Source organism: Pseudomonas sp. LBUM1661 (assembly GCF_059695925.1).
In genome coordinates, this window is sequence record NZ_CP166794.1 from 2344478 (window position 1) to 2368553 (window position 24076).

At 60.6% G+C, this 24076-nt stretch carries 19 protein-coding genes and 1 pseudogene; 14 read left to right on the forward strand and 6 right to left on the reverse strand.

The annotated features are described in order from the left end of the window. Window positions 1–189: 189 nt before the first annotated feature. From ACA057_RS10850 to ACA057_RS10895, 10 genes are all read left to right on the forward strand, one after another. Window positions 190–2127: a bifunctional 5-dehydro-2-deoxygluconokinase/5-dehydro-2-deoxyphosphogluconate aldolase gene (locus tag ACA057_RS10850; protein WP_497348158.1), complete on the forward strand. Its 1938-nt coding sequence runs from the start codon at window positions 190–192 to the stop codon at window positions 2125–2127. A gap of 170 nt (window positions 2128–2297) precedes the next feature. Beyond that, the gene (iolE, locus tag ACA057_RS10855; RefSeq protein ID WP_497348160.1) at window positions 2298–3191 is read left to right on the forward strand and encodes a myo-inosose-2 dehydratase; all 894 of its coding nucleotides are present in this window, start codon (window positions 2298–2300) and stop codon (window positions 3189–3191) included. Then, window positions 3188–3997 carry a 5-deoxy-glucuronate isomerase gene (iolB, locus tag ACA057_RS10860; RefSeq protein ID WP_497348162.1) on the forward strand — a complete coding sequence of 270 codons (810 nt, stop codon included), beginning with the start codon at window positions 3188–3190 and terminating at the stop codon, window positions 3995–3997. Before iolE ends, iolB begins: the two co-directional genes overlap by 4 nt. Before the next feature lie 29 nt (window positions 3998–4026). After that, the gene (locus ACA057_RS10865; RefSeq protein ID WP_497348164.1) at window positions 4027–4848 is read left to right on the forward strand and encodes a TIM barrel protein; all 822 of its coding nucleotides are present in this window, start codon (window positions 4027–4029) and stop codon (window positions 4846–4848) included. Between the two features lie 131 nt (window positions 4849–4979). Continuing rightward, complete coding sequence (gene iolD, locus ACA057_RS10870) at window positions 4980–6911, forward strand: 3D-(3,5/4)-trihydroxycyclohexane-1,2-dione acylhydrolase (decyclizing) (RefSeq protein ID WP_497348166.1); 1932 nt, start codon at window positions 4980–4982, stop codon at window positions 6909–6911. Between the two features lie 42 nt (window positions 6912–6953). Then, window positions 6954–7964, forward strand: coding sequence for a bifunctional inositol 2-dehydrogenase/D-chiro-inositol 1-dehydrogenase (iolG, locus tag ACA057_RS10875; protein WP_497348168.1), 1011 nt, complete (start codon window positions 6954–6956; stop codon window positions 7962–7964). 145 nt (window positions 7965–8109) lie between these two features. Then, window positions 8110–9162: a Gfo/Idh/MocA family protein gene (locus ACA057_RS10880; protein WP_497348170.1), complete on the forward strand. Its 1053-nt coding sequence runs from the start codon at window positions 8110–8112 to the stop codon at window positions 9160–9162. 147 nt (window positions 9163–9309) lie between these two features. Then, window positions 9310–10236, forward strand: coding sequence for a sugar ABC transporter substrate-binding protein (locus tag ACA057_RS10885; protein WP_497348172.1), 927 nt, complete (start codon window positions 9310–9312; stop codon window positions 10234–10236). A gap of 70 nt (window positions 10237–10306) precedes the next feature. Continuing rightward, complete coding sequence (locus ACA057_RS10890) at window positions 10307–11872, forward strand: sugar ABC transporter ATP-binding protein (protein WP_497348174.1); 1566 nt, start codon at window positions 10307–10309, stop codon at window positions 11870–11872. A gap of 78 nt (window positions 11873–11950) precedes the next feature. Then, entirely contained in the window at window positions 11951–12976 is a 1026-nt protein-coding gene (locus ACA057_RS10895; protein WP_059404254.1) for an ABC transporter permease, read from the forward strand. Window positions 12977–13064: 88 nt separating this feature from the next. Here ACA057_RS10895 and ACA057_RS10900 read toward each other — a convergent pair whose 3' ends face one another. The 3 genes and pseudogenes from ACA057_RS10900 to ACA057_RS10910 all read right to left on the reverse strand — a co-directional run bounded on the left by ACA057_RS10900 (window position 13065) and on the right by ACA057_RS10910 (window position 15703). Beyond that, complete coding sequence (locus tag ACA057_RS10900) at window positions 13065–14156, reverse strand: methyl-accepting chemotaxis protein (protein WP_497349865.1); 1092 nt, start codon at window positions 14154–14156, stop codon at window positions 13065–13067. Window positions 14157–14360: 204 nt separating this feature from the next. Then, window positions 14361–14630 (reverse strand): annotated as a pseudogene (locus tag ACA057_RS10905) (PAS domain-containing protein); the annotation flags it as partial. Window positions 14631–14728: 98 nt separating this feature from the next. After that, a complete protein-coding gene (locus tag ACA057_RS10910; protein ID WP_497348176.1) occupies window positions 14729–15703 on the reverse strand; it encodes an aliphatic sulfonate ABC transporter substrate-binding protein in 975 nt (324 codons plus the stop codon). A gap of 223 nt (window positions 15704–15926) precedes the next feature. Between ACA057_RS10910 and ACA057_RS10915 the strand changes: the two genes are divergently transcribed. The 4 genes from ACA057_RS10915 to ACA057_RS10930 all read left to right on the forward strand — a co-directional run bounded on the left by ACA057_RS10915 (window position 15927) and on the right by ACA057_RS10930 (window position 19129). Then, on the forward strand, window positions 15927–16142 hold the full coding sequence (locus ACA057_RS10915) for a TOBE domain-containing protein (protein WP_059404251.1): 216 nt from the start codon (window positions 15927–15929) through the stop codon (window positions 16140–16142). A 140-nt stretch (window positions 16143–16282) separates the two neighbouring features. After that, complete coding sequence (locus tag ACA057_RS10920; RefSeq protein WP_497348178.1) at window positions 16283–17356, forward strand: ABC transporter substrate-binding protein; 1074 nt, start codon at window positions 16283–16285, stop codon at window positions 17354–17356. Continuing rightward, complete coding sequence (locus ACA057_RS10925; protein ID WP_497348180.1) at window positions 17343–18341, forward strand: ABC transporter permease; 999 nt, start codon at window positions 17343–17345, stop codon at window positions 18339–18341. The genes ACA057_RS10920 and ACA057_RS10925 overlap by 14 nt, the downstream gene beginning before the upstream one ends. Next, entirely contained in the window at window positions 18335–19129 is a 795-nt protein-coding gene (locus ACA057_RS10930) for an ABC transporter ATP-binding protein (RefSeq protein WP_497348182.1), read from the forward strand. Before ACA057_RS10925 ends, ACA057_RS10930 begins: the two co-directional genes overlap by 7 nt. 92 nt (window positions 19130–19221) lie before the next feature. On the opposite strand, the gene ACA057_RS10935 is transcribed toward ACA057_RS10930, so the two are convergent. The 3 genes from ACA057_RS10935 to ACA057_RS10945 form a co-directional block, all read right to left on the reverse strand. After that, window positions 19222–20847 (reverse strand): methyl-accepting chemotaxis protein, encoded by a 1626-nt coding sequence (locus ACA057_RS10935; RefSeq protein ID WP_497348184.1) that lies wholly within the window; start codon window positions 20845–20847, stop codon window positions 19222–19224. A 180-nt stretch (window positions 20848–21027) separates the two neighbouring features. Beyond that, on the reverse strand, window positions 21028–23523 hold the full coding sequence (locus ACA057_RS10940) for a TonB-dependent receptor plug domain-containing protein (protein WP_497348186.1): 2496 nt from the start codon (window positions 23521–23523) through the stop codon (window positions 21028–21030). Between the two features lie 36 nt (window positions 23524–23559). After that, window positions 23560–24057 carry a RidA family protein gene (locus tag ACA057_RS10945; protein ID WP_497348188.1) on the reverse strand — a complete coding sequence of 166 codons (498 nt, stop codon included), beginning with the start codon at window positions 24055–24057 and terminating at the stop codon, window positions 23560–23562. Between the last annotated feature and the right edge of the window lie 19 nt (window positions 24058–24076).

The following is a 24076-nucleotide window of genomic DNA, read 5'->3' on the forward strand; positions in this document are numbered from 1 at the left end:
GCGGTGCTGAAACGATGCACTGCCTCTGGAGCGCCTGTACCGAAGTTTATTGGAAAAAATATTCCACGTAAAAAATATTTGGAATAATTATTGATTGTTCGGTCTCGGTCGTTTTAGTCTGCATCCACCAAGAGTGTTCGACGCGGCCATCGCCTCGGACGCAGGCTGATAAAAATAACAGGAGCCAGCATGGGCCAGACTCGTTTTGCCAGTGGGCGTCAATTGGATTTGATCTGCCTTGGGCGCCTTGGCGTCGACCTCTACGCGCAGCAAGTCGGTGCGCGGCTGGAGGATGTCAGCAGCTTCGCCAAGTACCTCGGCGGCTCGTCCGCCAACATTGCTTTCGGCACGGCCCGGCTGGGCCTCAAGTCAGCGATGCTGAGCCGGGTAGGGGACGACCACATGGGGCGCTTCCTGGTCGAATCCCTGACCCGCGAAGGCTGCGACGTCAGCGGGATCAAGGTCGATCCGGAACGCCTGACGGCCATGGTGCTGCTGGGCCTCAAGGACCGCGAAACCTTTCCTCTGGTCTTCTACCGTGAAAACTGCGCCGACATGGCGCTGCGGGCCGAAGACATCAGCGAAACCTTCATCGCCTCCAGCAAGGCCTTGCTCATCACCGGCACCCACTTCTCCACCGACGGCGTCTACAAGGCGAGTATCCAGGCGCTGGACTGTGCCGAGAAGCACAACGTCAAGCGCGTGCTGGACATCGATTACCGCCCGGTGCTGTGGGGGCTGGCCGGTAAGGCCGATGGCGAAACCCGCTTCGTCGCCGACCTGAACGTCAGCCAGCACGTGCAGAAAATCCTGCCGCGTTTCGACCTGATCGTCGGCACGGAAGAAGAGTTTTTGATTGCCGGCGGTTCCGAGGATTTGCTCACCGCGCTGCGCAATGTCCGACGTCTGAGCGCCGCGACCCTGGTGGTCAAGCTCGGCCCGCAAGGTTGCACGGTGATTCATGGGGTGATCCCGGAACGTCTCGAAGACGGTGAGATTTACCCAGGCGTGCGGGTGGAAGTGCTCAACGTTTTGGGCGCCGGTGATGCCTTCATGTCGGGCTTCCTCGCCGGTTGGCTGGAGGACGCCAGCGACGAGCGCTGCTGCCAGTTGGCCAATGCCTGTGGCGGTCTGGTGGTGTCGCGCCATGCCTGCGCCCCGGCCATGCCGACCCGCGCCGAACTCGATTACCTGTTCAACAGCCCGGTGCCAATTACCCGGCCGGATCAGGACGCGGTGCTGCAGCGTCTGCATCAGGTCAGCGTGCCGCGCAAACAGTGGAAGCAGCTGTTCATCTTTGCCTTCGACCATCGTGGGCAACTGGTGGAACTGGCGCACAAGGGTGGTCGCGACCTGAGCGCCATCGGCGAGCTCAAGCAACTGTTTATTAAAGCCGTGGAGCGGGTCGAAGCCGATTTACGTGAGCAAGGCATCGACGCCGATGTCGGGCTGCTGGCCGATCAACGCTTCGGCCAGGACTCGCTGAACGCTGCCACCGGCCGTGGCTGGTGGGTGGCGCGGCCGGTCGAGGTGCAGGGCTCGCGGCCATTGGCGTTCGAACACGGGCGCTCCATCGGCAGCAACCTGATTGCCTGGCCGCAAGAGCAGATCATCAAGTGCCTGGTGCAATTCCACCCGGACGACGAGCCGCTGCTGCGTCTGGAGCAGGAAGCACAGATCAAGGGGCTGTATGAGGCGTCGCAAATCAGCGGCCATGAACTGCTGCTGGAAATCATCCCGCCCAAGGATCATCCGTCGACGCATCCCGATGTGTTGTACCGGGCGCTGAAACGCCTCTACAACCTGGGCATCTACCCGGCGTGGTGGAAGATCGAAGCGCAGAGCGCCGAGGAGTGGAAGCAACTCGATGAACTGATCCAGGAACGCGACCCGTACTGCCGAGGCGTGGTGTTGCTGGGCCTGAATGCACCTGCAGCGGCATTGGCCGAAGGGTTTCAGCAGGCCCGCCAGAGTCAGACCTGTCGCGGGTTCGCCGTGGGCCGGACGATTTTCCAGGAGCCGAGTCGCGCGTGGTTGGCCGGTGAAATCGACGATGAGGCGCTGATCCGCCAAGTGCAGGGCACGTTCGTCGAACTGATCGATGCCTGGCGTGCCGCCCGGAGTTGAACATTTTCAATGTGTGAACACTGAACCTGTGGGAGCGAGCCTGCTCGCGATAGCGGACTGACAGCCAATGTAAAAGTCGCCTGACACATAGCTATCGCGAGCAGGCTCGCTCCCACAAGGGGCCAGCGTCGTTCTTACTGAATGGTGTAAAAACAATAAAAGGTGCAGCCATGCCCGCTATCCGAATTGGCATCAACCCGATCTCCTGGAGCAACGACGACCTGCCGTCCCTCGGTGGCGAGACGCCGCTGAGCACTGCGCTCAGCGAAGGCAAGGAAATCGGCTACGAAGGTTTTGAACTCAACGGCAAATTCCCCAAGGATGCCAAAGGCGTCGGTGACGTGCTGCGGCCTTACGATCTGGCGCTGGTCTCCGGTTGGTACTCCAGTCGATTGGCCCGCCGTTCGGTGGCCGAGGAAATCGATGCCATCGGCAGCCATGTCGAGCTGTTGGCGAAGAACGGCGCCAAGGTGCTGGTCTACGGCGAAGTCGCCGACTCGATTCAAGGCCAGCGCATTCCCCTGGTCGAACGCCCGCGTTTCCACACCGAACAAGCGTGGCAGGAATACGCCGACAAGCTCACCGAGCTGGCGCGTTTTACCCTGTCCCAGGGCGTGCGCCTGGCGTATCACCACCACATGGGTGCCTACGTCGAATCCCCGGCGGACATCGACAAGCTGATGGCCCTGACCGGCAGCGAAGTCGGCCTGCTGTTCGATTCGGGCCATTGCTACATGGGCGGCGGCGAACCCTTGCACGTCCTGCGCAAACACATCGACCGCATCTGCCACGTGCATTTCAAGGACGTGCGCAAACCGGTGGTGCAACTGGCGCGCAACCACTTGTGGAGCTTCCCGGACTGCATCATCAATGGCACCTTCACCGTGCCGGGGGATGGCGACATCGATTTTGCCGCACTGCTCGATGTGTTGCTGGCCAACGATTACCACGGCTGGCTGGTGGTCGAAGCGGAACAGGATCCGGCGGTGGCACCGAGTTATGTCTACGCCAAAAAAGGCTTCGACACCTTGCGTGCGCTGCTCGACGAGAGGATTGCACTATGAGCTTGCTGGTCAAAAGCAATGCCCGTGGCCGGACCATGGTCGAGCTTAGTGAAGGTGAGTTGGAATACGTCGGTTTCGCCGCGTACCGCTTGAGCCTGGGCGAAACCTTGCCGGTGTCTGCGGGCGATAAAGAGTTGTGTCTGGTGCTGCTTAGCGGCCGTGTCAGCCTCAAGGGTGAAGCACCGGGGCAGGGCGCGTTCGACTGGGAAAACATCGGCGATCGCCAGTCGGTGTTCGAAGACAAATCACCCTTCGCCGCGTACTTGCCGCCGGGCAGTCAGGCGCAAGTGGTCGCGCTCAGCGACGTGCAAATCGCCGTGTGCGCCGCGCCCGGTTCGGCGAGCGCTGGCCTCGGCCCACGGTTGATCAATCCCGAGACCATGAAGCGCAGCGTGCGCGGCAAGGGCGCCAATACGCGTTATGTCTGCGACATCCTGCCGGACACCGAACCTGCTCACTCGCTGCTGGTGGTGGAAGTGCGCACGCCGTCGGGGCACTCCTCGAGCTACCCGCCGCACAAGCACGACACCGACGACCTGCCGCACCAGAGCTTTCTCGAAGAGACCTATTACCACCAGATCAACCCGCCCCAGGGCTTCGTGTTCCAGCGGGTCTACACCGACGACCGCAGCATCGATCAGGCCATGGCCGTGGAAAACAGCGACCTTGTCGTCGTGCCCAAAGGCTATCACCCGGTCAGCGTGCCCTACGGTTACGAGTCCTATTACCTGAACGTGATGGCCGGCCCGAAACGCGTCTGGCAGTTCCATAACGACCCGCAGCACAGCTGGCTGATGGACCTCTGATTTCAATCCTTGCACGGAGAACAAGAATAATGAGCAAGCCCCTGCGTTTCGCCCTGAACCGTATGGTCGCCCCACGTTTGTCCCTGCCGGCGTTCATCGAGCTGGCGGTGACCCTCAAGGCCGATGCCATCGAGATCCGCAACGACCTCAAGGGTGTCGAGATCGAAGACGGCACCGCGCCCGAGCGCGTGCGTGAATTGTGCGCGGCCAACGGCATCAGCGTGCTGTCGATCAACGCGTTGTACCCGTTCGATGTGTGGAATGACGAGCGCCGCGCGCAGGCCTTGAGGCTTGCCACGTATGCCCGTGACTGCGGCGCCCAGGGCTTGGTCATGTGCCCGCTGAATGATCGCGCCGATTCGCGCAATGAAGCCGAACGCGCTTCGGGTTTGCGTACCGCGTTGACCGAACTGGCGCCGATCCTGCGCGATCACGGCCTCCTCGGTTTCATCGAGCCGCTGGGTTTTGAAGAGTGCTCGCTACGCCGCAAGCGCACGGCAGTGGACGCGATCAAGGCCATCGGCGGGCTGGATGTGTTCCGGCTGGTTCACGACACCTTTCACCATCACCTGGCTGGCGAGCAGGAGTTCTTCCCCGAGCTGACCGGGCTGGTGCACATCTCCGGCGTCGAGGATGCCGAAGCCCCGCTGGCCAGCATCCGCGACGGCCATCGCGTGCTGGTGGGCGAGGGCGACATCCTCGGCAACGCGGCGCAGATCGACACCTTGCTCAGCACCGGTTACAGCGGCTACCTGTCGTTCGAACCATTCGCCGACAGCGTCCATGGCCTGGCAGACATCGAACAGGCGATCGGCGCGAGCATGGACCACCTGCAAAATTCTCAAGGTTGATGAAGATCCCCCTGTGGGAGCTAGCCTGCTAGCGATAGCGGTGTGTCAGGCAACACTCATGTTGAATGTGCCGGCCTCTTCGCGAGCAGGCTCGCTCCCACAAGGTTTCTTCGTGTATTGAAGGATCGGTTATGACCACTACAAGACTGACCATGGCCCAGGCCCTGGTGAAATTCCTCGATAACCAGTACATCGAGGTCGATGGGGTTCAAAGCAAATTCGTCGCCGGGGTCTTTACCATTTTCGGCCATGGCAATGTGCTCGGCCTGGGCCAGGCATTGGAGCAGGACAGCGGCGACCTGGTCGTGCATCAGGGGCGCAACGAGCAAGGCATGGCCCACGCCGCCATCGGTTTCGCCAAGCAACACCTGCGGCGCAAAATCTACGCCTGCACTTCATCAGTGGGGCCCGGCGCAGCGAATATGCTGACGGCTGCCGCCACCGCGACCGCCAACCGCATCCCCTTGCTGTTGCTACCCGGCGATGTCTACGCCTGCCGCCAACCGGACCCGGTGCTGCAACAGATCGAACAGTTCCACGACCTGAGCATCAGCACCAACGATGCCTTCAAAGCTGTGAGCAAATACTGGGACCGCATCAACCGTCCCGAGCAACTGATGAGCGCGGCGATCCACGCCATGCGCGTGCTCACCGACCCCGCCGAAACCGGCGCGGTGACCCTGGCCTTGCCACAAGACGTGCAAGCCGAGGCCTACGACTACCCGGATTATTTCCTGCAAAAACGCGTGCACCGCATCGAACGGCGTCCGGCCACCGAAGCGATGCTTGGCGATGCGCTGGCGCTGTTCAAAGGCAAGCGCAAGCCGCTGATCATTTGCGGTGGCGGGGTGCGTTACTCCGGGGCCAATGCTGCGTTGCAGGCGTTCGCCGAGCGCTTCGATATTCCGTTCGCCGAAACCCAGGCCGGCAAGAGTGCGGTGGTGTCCAGCCATCCGCTCAACGTCGGCGGCATCGGTGAAACCGGTTGCCTGGCGGCGAACCTGCTGGCCAAGGACGCTGACCTGATCATCGGTATCGGCACCCGCTACAGCGATTTCACCACCGCGTCGAAGTCATTGTTCCAGCACCCGGACGTGCAATTTCTCAATCTCAATATCAGCCCCTGCGATGCGTTGAAGCTCGACGGTGTGCAACTGTTGGCCGACGCCAAAACCGGCTTGCAGGCACTGGCCGATGTATTGGGCGACTACCGCTCGGGCTGGGGCGAGCAACCGCGTCAGGCCAAGGCGCAACTGGATGAGGAAGTCGACCGTCTCTATCAGATCGAATACCAGGCCAAGGATTTCGCCCCGGAAATCAACGACCACCTGGACCCGGCGGTCCTGCGTGAATTCATTGAGCTGACCGGTTCCTGCCTGACCCAGAGCCGCGTGCTCGGCGTGCTCAACGAAACCCTGGCCGATGACGCGGTAATTGTCGCCGCCGCCGGCAGCCTGCCCGGTGACTTGCAACGCAGCTGGCGCAGCAAGGGCGTGAACACCTATCACGTCGAGTACGGTTATTCCTGCATGGGTTACGAGGTCAACGCCGCGCTGGGCGTGAAGCTCGCCGAGCCGGATCGCGAGGTCTATGCGCTGGTGGGCGATGGCTCCTACATGATGCTGCACTCGGAGCTGGCGACCTCGATTCAGGAGCGGCGCAAGATCAATGTGGTGCTGTTGGACAACATGACGTTCGGTTGCATCAACAACTTGCAGATGGGCAATGGCATGGACAGCTTCGGCACCGAGTTCCGCTTCCGCAACCCGCAAACCGGCAAACTCGATGGCGGCTTTGTGCCGGTGGATTTCGCCATGAGCGCGGCGGCCTACGGCTGCAAGACTTACAAAGTGAACACCGTTGCAGAGCTGCAAGCGGCGCTGGCCGATGCGCGCTTGCAAACGGTGTCGACGCTGATCGATATCAAGGTGCTGCCCAAGACCATGATTCACGGCTACCTGTCCTGGTGGCGGGTCGGCGTGGCGCAAGTCTCCACCAGTGCTCGCACCGATGCGGTGGCCAAGATCCTGAACGAACGACTGGCCAAGGCCCGTCAGTACTGATTGCCCCTGAAACCAACCACCCTTTTTCGCAGGAGAATCGTTATGTCATTGAAGCTTGGCGTCATCGGCACCGGGGCCATCGGCCAGGACCATATCCGTCGTTGCAGCCAGACCTTGCTCAATAGCCAGGTCGTCGCGGTCACCGACATTAATTTGCAGCAAGCCGCGAAGGTTGTGTCCGACCTGAAGCTGACCGCCGAGGTCTATCCCGACGGCCACGCGCTGATCAAGGCGCCAGAGGTTGAGGCGATCCTCGTCACCTCGTGGGGCCCGAGCCACGAAGAGTTCGTGCTGGCGGCGATTGCCGCGGGCAAACCGGTGTTCTGCGAGAAGCCGCTGGCCGTCACCGCCGCAGGCTGCCGCAAGATCGTCGAGGCCGAAGTGGCCCACGGCAAGCGCCTGGTGCAAGTCGGTTTCATGCGTCCCTATGACGAAGGTTATCGCGCCCTCAAAGCGGTGATCGACAGCGGCCAGATCGGTGAACCATTGATGCTGCATTGCGCGCACCGTAACCCGACTGTGGGCGAAAACTACAAGACCGACATGGCAATTACCGACACGCTGATCCATGAACTGGACGTGCTGCGCTGGCTGCTCGACGACGACTACGTTTCGGTGCAAGTGGTGTTCCCACGTAAATCCAGCAAAGCCCTCGCGCACCTGAAAGACCCGCAAATCGTCCTGCTGGAAACCGCCAAGGGCACGCGCATCGACGTCGAAGTGTTCGTCAACTGCCAGTACGGTTATGACATCCAGTGCGAAGTGGTGGGGGAGACCGGCATCGCTAAACTGCCGGAGCCGCAACAGGTGCAATTGCGCAGTGGCGCGAAGCTGTCGAATGCGATTCTGATGGACTGGAAGGATCGGTTTATCGCCGCGTATGACGTGGAGTTGCAGGCGTTTATCGACGGCGTGCGCGCCGGCCAGGTGGGCGGTCCATCGGCATGGGACGGCTTCGCCGCGGCTGTCGCGGCAGACGCGTGCATCGAAGCCCAGAACAGCGGCCAGATCGTCAACGTCAGCCTGCCAGAGCGCCCACACTTCTACGGCTAACCCCAATCCAATGTGGGAGCGGGCTTGCCCGCGAAGGCGGCGGCACAAGCAACATTGATGTCGCCTGACCCACCGCTTTCGCGGGCAAGCCCGCTCCCACAGGGTCTGAGTACAGCCCGCGACTATCTATAAGGAGAATTTTTTCATGCGTATCGGACTTGTCGGTTACGGCCATGGCGGCCGGTTTTTCCATGCTCCGCTGCTCAGCAGCCTGCCAGGCGCCACGTTTGTTGGCGTGGTCACCCGGTCACCGGAGCGCCGCCAGTTGCTGGCCGCCGAGCATCCTGGCGTGCCGGCTTTTGACAGCATCGGCCAACTGGTGGAAGCCGGGATTGATGTGTTGGTGGTATCCACGCCCCTCAAGGGTCGCCCGGCGTTGGTGCTCGATGGCATCGAGCATGGGGTGGCGGTGGTCAGCGACAAACCGTTCGCCGCCGATGCGCAGCAGGCACAAACCCTGATCACCATGGCCGAGCGCCAGGGCGTGCGGCTCAGCGTCTACCAGAACCGGCGCTGGGATTCGGACTTTCTCACCGTGCGCAAACTCATCGAGTCCGGCGCGCTGGGGCAGGTCACTCGTTTCGAATCGCGGATCGAACGCTACTCGCCGCACGCGGTGAACAACGGCAGCGGCGGTGGTTTCCTGCGGGATTTGGGCAGCCATCTGGTGGACCAGGCGTTGCTACTGTTCGGCCCGGTCACACGGGTGTATGCCGAACTTGAGTACCTGGAAAAAGGCCAGGCCTTCGACAACGGCTTCTTTATGTCGCTGACCCACGCCAATGGCGTCACCTCGCACCTGGGCGGCAGTTGCCTGCAAAACGCCCCCGGACCGCGCTTTCGGGTCACGGGCACCCAAGGTTGCTACAGCGTCGATGGCCTGGACGGGCAGGAGGCCTCGGCGCTGGCCGGGCTCTCGCCAAAATCCGAAGGCGAGCGCTGGGGTGTCGAAGAGCACCGACGCTGGGGCTGGTTCGAACAGGGCGAGGACCGTGAACGAGTGCCCTCCGAACGTGGCTGCTGGAATCAGTTCTATGTACAGCTACAAGCCGCGTTACAGAGCGGTGGCCCACTGCCGGTGGAGGCGCGTGATGCACTGGCGACCACCCGCGTTCTGGACGCTGCGCGATTGAGCGCCGAGCGCCATCAAGTGGTGGATTTGGGCCAGTTCGACCACCGTGGAATAAAATCAGAATAAAATTCTAAAATTGGTTGATATAGAAATTATATTCCAATAGAGTCATTTCCAGCGACCTGCCTCGCGACTCGTTTCACTCTTTTCCCGCTTACTGAAATCGTCACGCCATATCCATAAAACCAACAAGAATGTGGAGAAAGACTTTTCATGAAGACCCCGATCCGTTTCACCGCACTCGCCCTGTCCCTGATGTTCGCCAGCGGCGCTGCATTGGCCGACATGAAAATCGGCGTGAGCATGTCCCAATTCGATGACACCTGGCTGACCTACCTGCGCGAATCCATGGACAAGAAAGCCAAGTCCTACCCCGATGGCGTGCAGCTGCAATTCGAAGATGCGCGCAGCGATGTGGTCAAGCAGTTGAGCCAGGTCGAAAGCTTCATCAGCCAGAAAGTCGATGCCATTGTAGTCAACCCGGTGGATACCGCCGCCACCAAAAAAATCACCGAGGCCGCCGTCAAGGCTGGCATTCCACTGGTCTACGTCAATCGTCGCCCGGATGACCTGAAGCTGCCCAAGGGCGTGGTCACGGTGGCCTCCAACGACCTGGAGGCCGGTGAAATGCAGATGCAATACCTAGCCGACAAAATGGGCGGCAAGGGCGACATCGTGATCCTGCTGGGCGACCTGGCGAACAACTCCACCACCAACCGCACCAAAGGCGTAAAAGAGGTGTTGGCCAAATACCCGAACATCAAGGTCGAGCAAGAGCAGACCGGCATCTGGCTGCGGGACAAAGGCATGACCCTGGTCAACGACTGGCTGACCCAGGGCCGCAAGTTCGATGCCGTGGTGGCCAACAACGATGAAATGGCCATTGGCGCCGCGATGGCCCTGAGTCAGGCCGGCGTCGACAAGGGCAGCGTGCTGATCGCGGGGGTCGACGGTACGCCGGACGGCTTGAACGCGATCAAGAAAGGCAACATGACGGTCTCGGTGTTCCAGGACGCCAAGGGTCAGGCCGACGGTTCAATCGACACCGCCGTGAAGATGGCCAAAAACGAACCGGTTGAACAGGCCGTATGGGTGCCCTACCGCTTGATCACCCCGCAAAACGTCGACACGTTCAAATAGTCCTTCCGTTCAATAACAACAATAAGCACGCAAGGTTGCCACCGCGACCTTGCTGATGGAGTACCTGATCATGTTCGCTTCAGCGACTGCTTCGAGCACCCCGTTGGTGGGTATCCAGCCAACCGCAACACCTGTCGATGAGCCGTACCTGCTGGAGATCATCAACGTCAGCAAGGGTTTTCCCGGTGTGGTGGCCTTGTCCGATGTGCAGCTGCGGGTGCGCCCCGGTTCCGTGCTGGCCCTGATGGGCGAGAATGGCGCCGGCAAATCGACCTTGATGAAAATCATTGCCGGCATCTACCAGCCGGACGCCGGCGAACTTCGCCTGCGGGGCCAGAAGGTGGTTTTCGAAACCCCGCTGGCGGCGCTCCAGTCCGGGATTGCGATGATCCACCAGGAACTCAACCTGATGCCGCACATGAGCATCGCCGAGAACATCTGGATCGGCCGCGAGCAGCTCAACGGTTTCCACATGATCGACCACGGCGAAATGCACCGCTGCACCGCGAAACTGCTGGAGCGCTTGCGGATCAACCTCGACCCCGAGGAGCAGGTCGGCAACCTGAGCATCGCCGAGCGGCAGATGGTCGAGATCGCCAAGGCCGTGTCCTATGACTCCGACATCCTGATCATGGACGAACCGACCTCGGCCATCACCGACAAGGAAGTCGCCCACCTGTTTTCGATCATTGCCGACCTCAAGCGCCAGGGCAAAGGCATCATCTACATCACCCACAAAATGAATGAAGTGTTCGCCATCGCCGATGAAGTCGCGGTGTTCCGCGACGGCGCCTACATCGGCCTGCAACGCGCCGACAGCATGGACGGCGACAGCCTGATTTCGATGATGGTCGGTCGCGAACTGAGCCAGTTGTTCCCGGTGCGCGAGAAGCCGATCGGTGATCTGTTGTTGTCGGTGCGCGACCTCAAGCTCGACGGCATTTTCAAAGGGGTTTCCTTTGACCTGCATGCCGGCGAGATCCTCGGCATTGCCGGGTTGATGGGCTCTGGGCGAACCAACGTCGCCGAAGCGATTTTTGGCATCACCCCCAGCGACGGTGGCGAGATTCGCCTCGACGGGCAGGTGGTGCGTATCACCGATCCGCACATGGCCATCGAGAAGGGCTTCGCGTTGCTGACCGAGGATCGCAAGCTCAGTGGCCTGTTCCCGTGCCTGTCGGTCCTGGAAAACATGGAGATGGCCGTGTTGCCGCATTACGCCGGCCATGGCTTCATCCAGCAGAAAGCCCTGCGTGTGTTGTGCGAAGACATGTGCAAAAAACTGCGGGTGAAAACCCCGTCGCTGGAGCAGTGCATCGACACTTTGTCCGGCGGCAATCAGCAGAAAGCCTTGCTCGCCCGCTGGCTGATGACCAACCCACGAATTCTGATACTCGACGAGCCGACCCGTGGCATTGATGTCGGCGCCAAGGCCGAGATCTACCGGCTCATCTCCTACCTCGCCAGCGAAGGCATGGCGGTAATCATGATTTCCTCGGAGCTGCCGGAAGTGCTCGGCATGAGCGACCGCGTGATGGTCATGCACGAGGGCGACCTGATGGGCACCCTCGACCGCAGCGAGGCGACTCAGGAGCGGGTCATGCAACTGGCTTCCGGAATGTCCTTGGTTCATTGACGGTTCAATGCATTTAAACGGTTTCTGTTGGCGACCCGCGTACCGGTCGCCGGCAACGCTATAGAAGGATGAGTGGCTATGAACAACGCGATACTGGAAAACAAACCCGCGGTAACTCCGGCCAAGTCGCGCCGGCGCTTCCCCACGGAATTGAGTATTTTCCTGGTGCTGATCGGCATCGGCCTGGTCTTCGAAGTGTTCGGCTGGATCGTGCGTGACCAGAGCTTCCTGATGAACTCCCAGCGTCTGGTGCTGATGATCCTGCAAGTGTCGATCATCGGCCTGCTGGCCATCGGCGTGACCCAGGTGATCATCACCACCGGCATCGACCTGTCATCCGGTTCGGTGCTGGCGTTGTCGGCGATGATCGCCGCGAGCCTGGCCCAGACCTCGGACTTTACCCGTGCGGTGTTTCCCTCGCTGACGGACTTGCCGGTGTGGATACCGGTGATCGTCGGCCTGGGGGTCGGGCTGCTGGCGGGTGCAATCAACGGCAGCATCATCGCGATCACCGGGATCCCGCCGTTCATTGCCACCCTCGGCATGATGGTGTCGGCCCGTGGCCTGGCGCGTTACTACACCGAAGGTCAACCGGTGAGCATGCTTTCCGATTCGTACACGGCCATCGGTCACGGTGCGATGCCGGTGATCATCTTCCTGGTGGTGGCGGTGATCTTCCACATCGCGCTGCGCTACACCAAGTACGGCAAATACACCTACGCCATCGGTGGCAACATGCAGGCGGCGCGCACGTCGGGGATCAACGTCAAACGCCATTTGGTGATCGTCTACAGCATCGCCGGATTACTGGCCGGATTGGCCGGGGTGGTGGCTTCGGCTCGGGCCGCAACCGGGCAGGCAGGGATGGGTATGTCGTATGAACTGGACGCGATTGCCGCCGCGGTGATCGGCGGCACCAGCCTGGCGGGCGGAGTAGGGCGCATTACCGGCACGGTGATCGGCGCGCTGATCCTCGGGGTCATGGCCAGCGGCTTCACCTTCGTCGGGGTCGATGCCTACATCCAGGACATCATCAAGGGTCTGATCATTGTGGTGGCGGTGGTCATCGACCAATACCGCAACAAGCGCAAACTCAAGCGCTGATAGTGATCGTTAGCACGATCTGACACAGCCTGATCCGTGTAGCAGCCTTCGGCAGCTGCTACACGGATCGCGTGCGATGCGTGATCCGTTACCGGTTAAAACGTTCGACCAGTGAGTACTGGGTCTTGGCTGTCTGCGTCAGCTCCTTGCTCAACTCGGCCGAATGCCTGGCTTGTTCGGACGTCTGATCGGCCAGGGTCGCGATGGTGGTGATGTTGCGGCTGATTTCTTCAGCCACGGCCGTCTGCTCTTCAGTCGCGGCAGCAATCTGGGTGGTCATGTCCGTGATGTTCGCTACGGCTTCACTGATACCCACCAACGCCTTGTCTGCCTCAAGCACCCAGGCCACGCCCTCTTCGGCCTGACGATGCCCACTTTCCATGATCTTCACCGCGTTATTGGACGAGATCTGCAGCTTGGAAATCAGGCTGTGGATCTGGGTGGTGGACTGAGTGGTGCGCTGCGCCAATTGCCGCACTTCATCCGCCACCACCGCGAAACCTCGACCCATGTCGCCGGCGCGGGCGGCTTCGATGGCGGCGTTCAGCGCCAGCAAGTTGGTCTGGTCGGCGATGCCTTTGATGACGTCGACCACCGTGCCGATTTCGTTACTGTCTTTGGCGAGTTGCGCAACCGTCAGCCCGGTTTCCCCAACCACTGCCGAGAGGCGCTGGATGGCTTGCCGGGTATCGCGGGCCACATCGCGTCCACGTCCCGTCAGCACATTGGCTTCCTGGGTCGCGTCGGCGGTGCGCTGCACGTGACTGGCGACCTCTTGTGTCGTCGCCGCCATCTGATTGACAGCAGCCGACACTTGCTCGGTCTCGATTCGCTGGCGATCCAGCCCCTGCGAACTCTTGCTGGCGAGGACGTCGGATTGTCCGGCCAGACCAGTGAGTTGCTCAGCCGTGTCCTGTAGCCGCGTCAGGCAAGTCTTGAGACGCGATGCCTGGCTCACAAAGGCCGTTTCAAGGCGCGCTTGAGGGCCGCGTTCGTCGCTGTACATTTGTGCGATCAGTGAGTCGGAGGTCGACGGTTCTGCCGAGTCCAGCAGGTGCAGCGTCCCGCGTTTTTGCCAGCGCCCGGCAATCAGTCCGATCGGCACCGATACCCCGACCGTCACGGCGAACGCCACAGGCGTACTGAGAAAAACGCCACCTAACGTGCCCACGACGCCCATCGCCAAAAACGGCAGCCAGTCGAGAAACGCAGGCTGCCATTTATCGCTGCCGGGAACCGCTGACTTTCCAAGGCTTATACGGGTGTACAGCGCTTCGGCACGGCGGATCTGTTCGGCCGTCGGTTTGACCCTGACCGATTCATAACCGACCACCTGGCTGCCGTCGAAAACCGGAGTGACATAGGCGTTGACCCAGTAATGGTCGCCATTTTTTGAACGGTTCTTGACGATGCCCATCCACGGCTTGCCCTGCTTGAGGGCGCCCCACATGTGGGCAAATATGGCGGACGGTACGTCGGGGTGCCGAACGATGTTTTGCGGGGCGCCGATCAGGTCGCCCTTGTTGAAACCGCTTATTTCTACGAAGGCGTCATTACAGTAAGTAATGACCCCTCGTGCATCCGTTGTCGAGATGAGTTTTTGTTGAGGTCCGAGGGCAACCTCGCGCTGCGTAACCGGTTGGTTGTTTCTCATCTGTATTGCTCCTGTGCCCTAAGGTAGAGGCATCGGCAGCAATCAGGAAAAGGTGAACGCGTCTGTCTGAAAGAGCACGTCACAGGTCGGAAATGACCTCATGGCTTCCAGATATCGACGTCTTTGGCATCCACTGCCTTGGGCAACAATCCCGCAGCAAAAAACGCATCGGCGATTTTCTGTTGCTCACCCAACTGATCGCCTTTCACGGGCTGTACCTGGTAACTGCGATGAGTGTTGGCTGACTCGACCGTTGCCACATCCAGATTGCCCCACAACGGACTGAGCACTTGAGCCGCCTCGCGGGGATTATTTTTAACCCACTCACCGGTCTTGTGCAGTTGATCGTAAACAACCTTGAGCACTTCAGGGTGCGCCTTGGCGTAGCTCGTGCTGGTCAGGTAATAGCGTTTGTAACTGGCCAGGCCTGCGCCGTCAGCCAGGGTGCGCGTTGGCAGTTGACGTTGTGCGCTGGTGAGGAAGGGTTCCCAGGTGACCCAGGCGTCGACTTTGTTGTTCTCGAAGGCGGCTCGGCCATCGGCGGGCGACAGGTACGCGGGCTGGATGTCCGAGAATTCCAGGCCGGCTTTTTGCAGCGCAGCGATCAGCAAATAGTGGGCGCCAGCGGCCTTGGTCACCGCGACTTTCTTGCCTTTCAAATCCGACAATTGATGCAAGGGTGAATCCTGGCGCACGACGATTGCCTGGGCGGAAGGCGAGGGCGCTTCCTGGGCGAAGTACGTCAGTTTGGCCTGTGCGGCCTGGGCGAAAATCGGCACGGTATCGGCCACGTCAGCACTGATATCGACGTTGCCGACATTCAGCGCCTCCAGCAGCGGCAGGCCACTGGGGAATTCATGCCAGCTCACATCGATGTGCTGCTGCGCGAGCGCTTTATCGAGCGTGCCTTGTGTTTTCAGCACGGTGATGAGGGTCGATGACTTCTGGTAACCGATTCGCAGTGTTTCGTTGGCCTGAACCGGCAGTGCGAAAGCCAAGGCCAGTGCAACAACCCAACCGGCCAGGACCGGACGATGGACTTTCACTGCAGCGTTTTTGCTGGATTTTGACATGGCACGCTCGACAGTTGGCAGAGGAGAAGGGGCTATCTGCCATGAAGCATATGGTTCTAAAAAATAATTTATAAATAATATTTAGGTATTAGCTTAAGGGTTTTTCTTATTCGATTGAGGAATAAACAAATCATTATTTATTCCTTTTGTTGTTGGCTCAGGAGGTGCACTTTTAAGGCCTGCACCACGGTGCGAACTCAGCCATTAGAAAGGAAGCCTCATCATGACCATCAAAGCGATCAACGTCCGGAACCAGTTCAAAGGCGTCATCAAGGAAATCGTCGAAGGCGAAGTGGTCTCCGAAATCGACGTGCAAACCGCTTCCGGGATCGTCACTTCCGTGATCACCACCCGTTCAGTGCGCGATCTTGAATTGAAGATTGGCAGCGAGGTCATTGCCTTCGTCAAATCCACTGAGGTTTCGATTGCCAAGCTCTGACCTGAACGAACCGACGGCTTCGATCGAAGCCGTCTGGCATAACCCTATAATTATATGATTCTTTCATAATTGTTTGTATCTAATATAATCAAAACAGCTTTATGGCCTGGCCTCGACAAGGTAACCAAAGGGATATTTGAATGGCTGTTTTCGATCGATTGACCCGTCGTCACTTGCTGGGTCTGGCCAGCGTCGCCTTGGCGAGCCCACTGCTGATGGCGTTGCCGCGCCCGAGTTGGGCGACTGATGAACACGCTGGGCATGCTGTCGATACCGGCGCCGAGCCCACCGGCACGGGCGAATTCATTCGGCTGGACACACCGCGCGCGCTGAAACTGGCGGTCAATCTCAATGCGGTGTGCCTGGCGCCGGTGGTCATCGCCCACGGTCAGGGTTTCTTCAAGAAGCACAACCTCGATGTCGAACTGGTCAACTTTGGCAACTCCACCGAAGTGCTGCTAGAAGCCATCGCCACCGGCAAGGCCGATGCGGGCGTCGGCATGGCGTTGCGTTGGCTCAAGGCGCTGGAGCAGGGTTTCGACGTCAAGCTCACGGCCGGTACGCATGGCGGCTGCTTGCGTTTGCTTAGCGCAGTGAACGGCAACGTGCATAAACTCGAAGACCTCAAGGGCAAGACCATCGGTGTCACCGATATGGCTAGTCCGGACCGCAACTTCTTCTCGATCCTGCTGAAAAAACACGGCATCGATCCGGTGCGTGATGTCGAGTGGCGGCTGTACCCGGCCGACCTGCTGGGCACCGCGCTGGAGCGCGGCGAAGTCCAGGCCGTCAGCGGCAGCGACCCGTTCATGTACCGCCTGATCAAGACCGGCAAGGCCCAGGAATTGTCGACCAACCTGGTCGAGGAATACGCCAATCTCAGCTGCTGCGTCGTCGGTGTCACCGGTAAATTGGTGCGCGAAGAAAAACGCGTCGCGGCAGCACTGACCCAGGCGATTCTCGAGGCCCACGATTACTCGGTGAAAAACCCCCAGGCCGTGGCCAAGGGCTTCCAGGCTTACGCGCTGAATACCTCGGTCGAAGAAGTCGAGGCGATCCTGCACGACCACACCCACGGTCATCACGCGGTGGGCGCGCTGCTGACCAAGGAAATCATCACCTACGTCACTGACCTGCAAACCGTGGAAGTCATTCGTCCGAGCACCCACGCCGGCGAGTTCGCCAAGGAGATCACCGCCGATGTCTTCAGCTGAGGTTTCGACACTGGCCACACCGGCGACGCTGTGGGCTTTCAAGGTGTGGCGCCAGTGCGCGCTGGCGGTGACGGCCTGGGTCGCGGTGGCGCTGTTGATCAGCTATTGGCCCAACGCCACGCGCGTTTGGCCAATGACCCAGGGTCTGGTCAATCTGTGCCTCGCGGTGGCGGCATTGATCGGTCTGTTGGGCATTATTGGTCGTTGGTCGACGAAGGTCGCCACGCGCATTCGCGCGGCGCGCGCCTGGTTGATCGCGTTGCCGATTCTGCTGGGCATCTGGGAGCTGCTCACCGCCAAACTGGGCCTGTTGCCGGTGCCGTTCTTCGCACCGCCGCAAGCGTTGCTCGCGGTGTACGTCGAAGACTGGCCACGCCTGGCCGACAGCTTGCTGCATTCGGCACTGTTGCTGGGCAGCGGCGTGGCGCTGGGCGCCGCGACCGGGTTTGTTGCCGGGGTGGCCATCGGTTGGTCGAGCAGCATCGGTTACTGGCTGCATCCAGTCTTGCGCATTCTGGGTCCGGTGCCGTCGACGGCGTTGCTGCCGTTGTGCTTTTTTCTGTTTCCCTCCAGTTGGAGTGCCAGCGTTTTCCTGATCGCCCTGGCGACCTGGTTTCCGGTGACGGTGCTCACCTGGTCCGGTGTGGCGAGTGTCGATAAAGCCTATTACGACGTCGCGCGGACCCTGGGCGCGAAGCCGGGTTTCCTGATTTTCAAAGTGGCGATCCCGGCGGCCTTGCCCCATGTGTTCGTCGGTTTGTTCATGGGCTTGGGCGCCTCGTTCTCGACGCTGGTGGTCGCGGAAATGATGGGCGTCAAATCCGGTATCGGCTGGTATTTGCAATGGGCTCAGGGGTGGGCGGCCTACGCCAACATGTACGCGGCGCTGTTGATCATGGCGCTGGCTTGCTCGGGGTTGATCTCCGCGCTGTTTCTGGTCCGTGACCGACTGTTGGCCTGGCAAAAAGGAGCGATGAAATGGTAGCGCTGGCACCCGCAACAACGGCTGCGGCGTCAGCAGGGCTGGCGCTGCGCATTGAGAGCCTGAGTCACGGCTTTGCCCTGGACGGCCAGCACTTGCCAGTGCTGGAGCGGGTTTCCCTCGACGTCGCGCCCGGCGAATTTGTCGCATTGCTCGGGCCTTCGGGCTGCGGCAAGTCCACGCTGCTGCGGCTGGTGGCCGGGCTGGAACCGGCCGACGCCGGCACGTTGCTGGCCGATGGCGTGCCGATTACCGGTCCGGACCCGAGTCGGGTCGTGGTGTTCCAGGACCCGACGCTGTACCCGTGGCGGCGGGTGTGGGACAACGTCGCCTTGGGCCTCGAAGCCCAAGGGTTGTTGAAAACCCATTCCGCCAAGGTCGATGTCGCACTGGAAAAAGTCGGCCTCAGTCAGTTTGCCCGGGCGTATCCACGGCAGCTTTCAGGTGGCATGGCGCAGCGCGTTGCGTTGGCCCGGGCGCTGGTCAACGAACCGCGCTTGCTGATTCTCGACGAGCCGTTGGGCAAGCTGGATTCGTTGACTCGCATTACCATGCAAAAAGAGCTGATCGACCTGTGGCAGCGCCAGGGCTATACGGCGTTGCTGGTGACTCACGATGTCGAAGAAGCCTTGCTGCTGGCCAATCGGGTGATCGTGTTCAGCGACCGACCGGCAGCGATCAAGGCACAGCTGACCATCGAACGGCCTTATCCGCGCCATCGCGACGATCCGTATCTGGTGGACCTGCGCCGCCAGATAATGGGCTTGCTCGGGCTGGGGGAAAGCTGGTAATCATCGGTTGAATGCCCACGCACTCTCTGCGATACAACGATGAGCAAATGTGGGAGCGAGCAAGCCCGCTCCCACATCAGGTTTGCATACACCTAAAAACTGAACCGCCGCAGAATCACTTCCAGGCCGTTGGACATAGCCTTGAGTTCCTGGGTCGTGCGCACGATTCCACCTTGGGCGGCGGCGTTCTCTTCGACACTTTGCGCGACTTTTTCGACGTTGCACGCGACCTGTTCACTGGCGGCGCGTTGTTCCTGCAACGACAACGAAATGAAGCTGACGGCCGCCAGGGATTCGTCCAGCGCGCCCTTGATCCTGCTCATGGATTCGCCGGCACTTTCGACCAGTTTCTGGCCATGGCTCACGCGCTCGCAGCCGGCGGCCATGCTCTCTTTGGCTTTGTGCATGCCGCTTTGAATAGCGCTGACCAACGTAACGATTTCCGTGGTGGACTGCGCGGTGCGCGCCGCCAGGCCGCGAACCTCATCGGCGACCACGGCAAAGCCACGACCTTGTTCCCCCGCGCGGGCCGCTTCGATGGCGGCATTGAGCGCCAGCAGATTGGTCTGCTCGGCGATGCCGCGAATCACACCGACAATCAGGCTGATGTCGTTCGACTGAATCGCCAGTTGATCGATGTCCGATGAGCTTTGCGCCACCAGATTGGCAATCTGCCCCATTTCCTCGATGGACTCGTTCATCACCGCCATGCCGTCATCGGTAATGTGTCCGGCTTTCTGCGCGGTGCTCTGGGCCTGTTTGGCGTTGTCGGCAATGTGGGTGATGCTCACGGACAGTTGCTCCACCGTGGCAGCCATCGACGCGGCGGTTTCGCTTTGCAGGGCGGCGCTGCTCATGCCCTGTTCGGAAGAGGCCGACAATTGCAGCGTAGCCCCTTCGATCTGTTCGGAGGCCTGGCCGATCTTGCCGATCATTTCGCGCAGGCTGTGGCGCATTGCCTGGACGGAGTGCAGGACCCCGGTCGTTGACGGCTGCTGATCCAGCGCGGTACCGGCCAGTTTGCCTTGGGCGATGTTCGAGCTGATGGCGGCAAGTTCGGTGGGCTCGGCGCCGAGTTGGCGGCTCAACAGTCTGGAGAAGAAATATCCATAGGCTGCACCCGTGGCCAGCGCCAAGGCCAGAATCAACAGGCTGAGTTTGAGATTGAAGGTGTAGGCGATCTGGTTCTGCTCGAACTGGTTTTTGGCTTCGACCAGTTGTACCTCGATCAGCTCGGAAAATTTGGCGGATAAGGGGTCAATCAGCGGATACAACTGTTCCGTCGCAAAGCGTGCGATACCCGCGTCGTCGTTCTGACGCAGCAGGCCCTGCAGGTTTTTCAGCGGTCCACGGGAGGCTTCCATCAACGGGGTGATTTGCGTGATCAGCTGCGTTTCTGCGGGGATCAGCTGCGTCGATTTATAGGCTTGCCATGTTTGATCGATTTCCCGCTGGGCTTGCTCGATCCGGGACAGCGATTCGGCTTTGGTGAAGTTGCCGTTGCGCGCCTTGTGGGTGGCGTCGACGATGTCCACGGCGTACAGGTCGGCGATTTTTTTCAAGTCCCTGAGGGGCACGACTCGGTCGAGATAGACCGTCTCCAGGCTGCGTACCGCAGCTTGCATTCCAAACAGGCCAAGGCCGCCAACACACAACAAACCCAGCAGTAACGCACTGGTGAGCAATAGGAGATGAGTCCTGATTTTCCAGCTTTGCATAGTCCGTTATTCCTAATGATCGAAAGGGCAGAGTCAGTGTTGCATGCGCAATGAAGGCACAATGGCATCATGTACTGAATAAACGAAAAAAGCCGCTGCGTTACCGGCGACTTTTTACGAAATTGCGACTTTGATCACGGCGTTTTTTTGCTTCGGTTCTGATTCCGCCCTGGCGGAAAATCAAAACGCGTATTGCACGCGGCTGTAGTAGTAGCCCCCTGTAAAGCCGAACGGTGAATAGCTGCCCCAGTTATCACCAAACGAGGAGTTGGGAACACCAATATGGTCGGGGTATTTGTCGAACAGGTTCTGCGCACCGACGGCGACGGTCAGTTGTTTGGTGAGCGCATACGCCACGTCGAGGTCGGTAATCCACTTGGCCGAATACTCGCGGTCCAGGCTTGGATCGCTCGAACTGTTGACCTCGGTGTACGTGCCATAGCGGGTCAGCCGCAGGTTGACGTCGAAGTCGTGGATCGCCCAGTCGGCGGAGAAGATCATCTTGCTGCTGGGCGAGGTCTTGGTGATCAGCGCCCGCGACTGGCGCCCGAGCAACTGGAAGTTGCTGCCCACGGCCGTGAGTTGCGACGGGGTTTCGTTGACGCTGAGGATTTGCGTGTGGTTGTAGTTCAGCGCGGCGGTCCAGCGCACCGAGCCGAACTGGTTCAGGTTTTGCCGGTAATTGCCGACCACATCGACCCCTGAGGTGCGGGTGTTGGCGCCGTTGGTGAAGTACTGCGCTCCGGCCGTGGCGGGCACGCCGATGCTGTCGAGCAGGGCCGCGACACCGGGCCCCTGGAAGCGTTCGCTGAGCACCAGGCGGTCGCGCAGGTTGATCACGTAGCCGTCGACGGTCAGGCTCAGGTCGTCACTGGGTGTCAGCGCAAAACCGAGGCTGAAGTTGGTCGAGCGTTCCGGTTTCAACGCGCTGGCGCCAAGTGCCTGGGCGCCGGCCGAGTCCACCGGCAGGATCACGTAGTTGTAGGACTGGTAGACGCCATTGATGGTGTCGAACCCGGTCGAGCGCGCGGTGAAGATCTCGTTGGCCAGTGACGGCGCGCGAAAGCCGTTGCTGATGGTCCCGCGCACCGAGAACACCGGGTTGAATTCATAACGAGTGCTGAGCTTGCCGCTGCGAGTCGCGCCAACGCCTTCGTTGTAATGCTCGTAACGCGCAGCGACGCCGAGGTACCACTGCTCGACGGGATAGAAACCCAGGTCGATGTAGCTGGCGACGCTGTTGCGACTGACTTTCTGCGCATCGTCGGGCGTAATGCCGTTGGTAACCTGGGCCCCCGGATCAGGCCGTTGCCCGGCACGCGGATGGCCGGCCGGAAACACGTAGCCGCCATCGATGTAGGAGGCTTGCGAGCCGGCGCGGGTCTCGTAGCTTTCACGCCGATGCTCGAAGCCGAAGGCGACATCGAGGGGTTTGGCCAGGCCAATCTCGTAGCTGTTTTTCAGGTCCAGGTTGCTGGTCAATTGGTCGGCGATGTAGATGCCGGAGGTGAACTTGTTCGGGGTGCTTTCGCCCAGTGACGGGTTCTGGTTGTCGTAGGTGCGTTGCTTGGCATAGTTGCGCCCGTACGTGCTGCTCAGGTCCCAGGCCCAACCACCGATGCCGATGTTGTCGCCCTTGGCGCCAAACGCGGACTGGAAATCGGTCTCGTTGACCAGCCAGTAGGGGCTGTAACCGTCGGGAAAACCGTTGGGGCCGGTGGTGATGGTGTTGCGCCCGCTCGGCAAGCGAAAGTTCTGGCCGTCGTTGTTCTCCCGGGTGGCCACGGTCGAGAACGAGTACAGCGTGACGGCATCGTTCAGCGGCAGGTCGAGGTTGTAGGCGGCATCCGCCAACTGGCTGCGCGGCAAGCCATAGCCTTTGTAGGTGTGATGGCTGGCACCGGCCTCGCGTGGATCGGGTGAACCGTCCGCCAGTGGATAGTAGTGCGAGCTGTAGCCGTTGCTGCCGGCCTTGTTGTCCCGTTCCTGATAGCGAGTGTCGAGCGAGAGGTTGAGCACGCCGGCTTCGCCGACTTCAAAACCATAGTTGATCGCCTCTTGCCCGGTCCCGCGTTTACCGTCGTAGCCCTGGCCGAGGGTGGTGTCGGAACTGCCGCCGGTGGTCTGCTTGAGGATGATGTTGATCACCCCGGAAATCGCGTCCGAACCGTACTGCGCGGCGGCGCCGTCGCGCAGCACCTCGATGTGATCGATGGACGCCACCGGGATCAGATCGAGGTCGCTCGGCGCGGCGCCGCTGTTGATCCCGTTGATGTTCAGCGTGGCGCTGGTGTGTCGACGTTTGCCGTTGACCAGCACCAACACGTGGGAGGCGGTCAGGCCGCGCAGCGTGGCCGAGCGCACCACGCCGCTGGCATCCCAGCCGGCGCGGTCGGGCAGGTTGAAGGAGGGGATGAATTTACTCAGCGCCTCCAGCAGGCTCGGTTTACCCACCGAGCGCAGTTGTTCGCCGGTGACCACGTCGATCGGGGTCGGGCTGGTGGTGACGGTACGTTGCTCGGTGCCACGGTTGCCGGTGACGACCACCGTGTTGAGGGTCGGTGAGCTGGTTTCAGCGGCCTCGAGGCTGAACGAAGCGAGACCGCAGGCAATCGACAGTGGCAGCAATAAGGGTCGGTACGTCAGCGCTGTACCGCGCTCTGAGTGATTGAACATAAATGTGAAGCTCCTGAAGGTCGGGTGATGTCCATGTCACTTCTTGCGCGCGGCGACGGCCTCGATTTCCACCAGGCCACCGGGCAGCGGCAGCGCCACGACTTGAATGGCGGTGCGCGCCGGTTTGTTCGGTTGCGCGCTGCTGCCGAAGAACGGCGTATAGCCTTCTTGCAACCCGGCGAAGTCGAGCTTGCCGCCCTTGGCCGGATCACCCACCAGGAACACTCGAAGTTGCACCACATCGCCCAACCCCAGGCCCTGGCTTTCCAATACGCCTTTGAGCTTGTTCAGAATCGAGGTGGTCTGGGTCGCGGTATCGCCGTAGGCGGCAAAGGAATCCTTCGGCGCTTTCGGGTCGTGCAGGTCGGCGAGCAGGCCGCTGACGAACAGCAGATCGGTTTGCGCCGGCACCGATACCGCCAGTGAGATCGGGAAATTCGAGTTGGGCAGGGCGATGCGTTTGATCTCGTCGGCCTGGCTACTGAGGGCGGTCGCGGTCATGAGGAGTCCTGTGAGCAAAGTAATGGCTTTCATCGTTCAGTCCTTTATTGGA

What these genes read in the sequence shown, in the direction of transcription:
- ACA057_RS10850 (WP_497348158.1), top strand. Translation starts at nt 190, where the DNA reads ATGGGCCAGACTCGTTTTGCCAGTGGGCGTCAATTGGATTTGATCTGC.
- iolE (WP_497348160.1), top strand. Translation starts at nt 2,298, where the DNA reads ATGCCCGCTATCCGAATTGGCATCAACCCGATCTCCTGGAGCAACGAC.
- iolB (WP_497348162.1), top strand. Translation starts at nt 3,188, where the DNA reads ATGAGCTTGCTGGTCAAAAGCAATGCCCGTGGCCGGACCATGGTCGAG.
- ACA057_RS10865 (WP_497348164.1), top strand. Translation starts at nt 4,027, where the DNA reads ATGAGCAAGCCCCTGCGTTTCGCCCTGAACCGTATGGTCGCCCCACGT.
- iolD (WP_497348166.1), top strand. Translation starts at nt 4,980, where the DNA reads ATGACCACTACAAGACTGACCATGGCCCAGGCCCTGGTGAAATTCCTC.
- iolG (WP_497348168.1), top strand. Translation starts at nt 6,954, where the DNA reads ATGTCATTGAAGCTTGGCGTCATCGGCACCGGGGCCATCGGCCAGGAC.
- ACA057_RS10880 (WP_497348170.1), top strand. Translation starts at nt 8,110, where the DNA reads ATGCGTATCGGACTTGTCGGTTACGGCCATGGCGGCCGGTTTTTCCAT.
- ACA057_RS10885 (WP_497348172.1), top strand. Translation starts at nt 9,310, where the DNA reads ATGAAGACCCCGATCCGTTTCACCGCACTCGCCCTGTCCCTGATGTTC.
- ACA057_RS10890 (WP_497348174.1), top strand. Translation starts at nt 10,307, where the DNA reads ATGTTCGCTTCAGCGACTGCTTCGAGCACCCCGTTGGTGGGTATCCAG.
- ACA057_RS10895 (WP_059404254.1), top strand. Translation starts at nt 11,951, where the DNA reads ATGAACAACGCGATACTGGAAAACAAACCCGCGGTAACTCCGGCCAAG.
- ACA057_RS10900 (WP_497349865.1), bottom strand. Translation starts at nt 14,156, where the DNA reads ATGGGCGTCGTGGGCACGTTAGGTGGCGTTTTTCTCAGTACGCCTGTG.
- ACA057_RS10910 (WP_497348176.1), bottom strand. Translation starts at nt 15,703, where the DNA reads ATGTCAAAATCCAGCAAAAACGCTGCAGTGAAAGTCCATCGTCCGGTC.
- ACA057_RS10915 (WP_059404251.1), top strand. Translation starts at nt 15,927, where the DNA reads ATGACCATCAAAGCGATCAACGTCCGGAACCAGTTCAAAGGCGTCATC.
- ACA057_RS10920 (WP_497348178.1), top strand. Translation starts at nt 16,283, where the DNA reads ATGGCTGTTTTCGATCGATTGACCCGTCGTCACTTGCTGGGTCTGGCC.
- ACA057_RS10925 (WP_497348180.1), top strand. Translation starts at nt 17,343, where the DNA reads ATGTCTTCAGCTGAGGTTTCGACACTGGCCACACCGGCGACGCTGTGG.
- ACA057_RS10930 (WP_497348182.1), top strand. Translation starts at nt 18,335, where the DNA reads ATGGTAGCGCTGGCACCCGCAACAACGGCTGCGGCGTCAGCAGGGCTG.
- ACA057_RS10935 (WP_497348184.1), bottom strand. Translation starts at nt 20,847, where the DNA reads ATGCAAAGCTGGAAAATCAGGACTCATCTCCTATTGCTCACCAGTGCG.
- ACA057_RS10940 (WP_497348186.1), bottom strand. Translation starts at nt 23,523, where the DNA reads ATGTTCAATCACTCAGAGCGCGGTACAGCGCTGACGTACCGACCCTTA.
- ACA057_RS10945 (WP_497348188.1), bottom strand. Translation starts at nt 24,057, where the DNA reads ATGAAAGCCATTACTTTGCTCACAGGACTCCTCATGACCGCGACCGCC.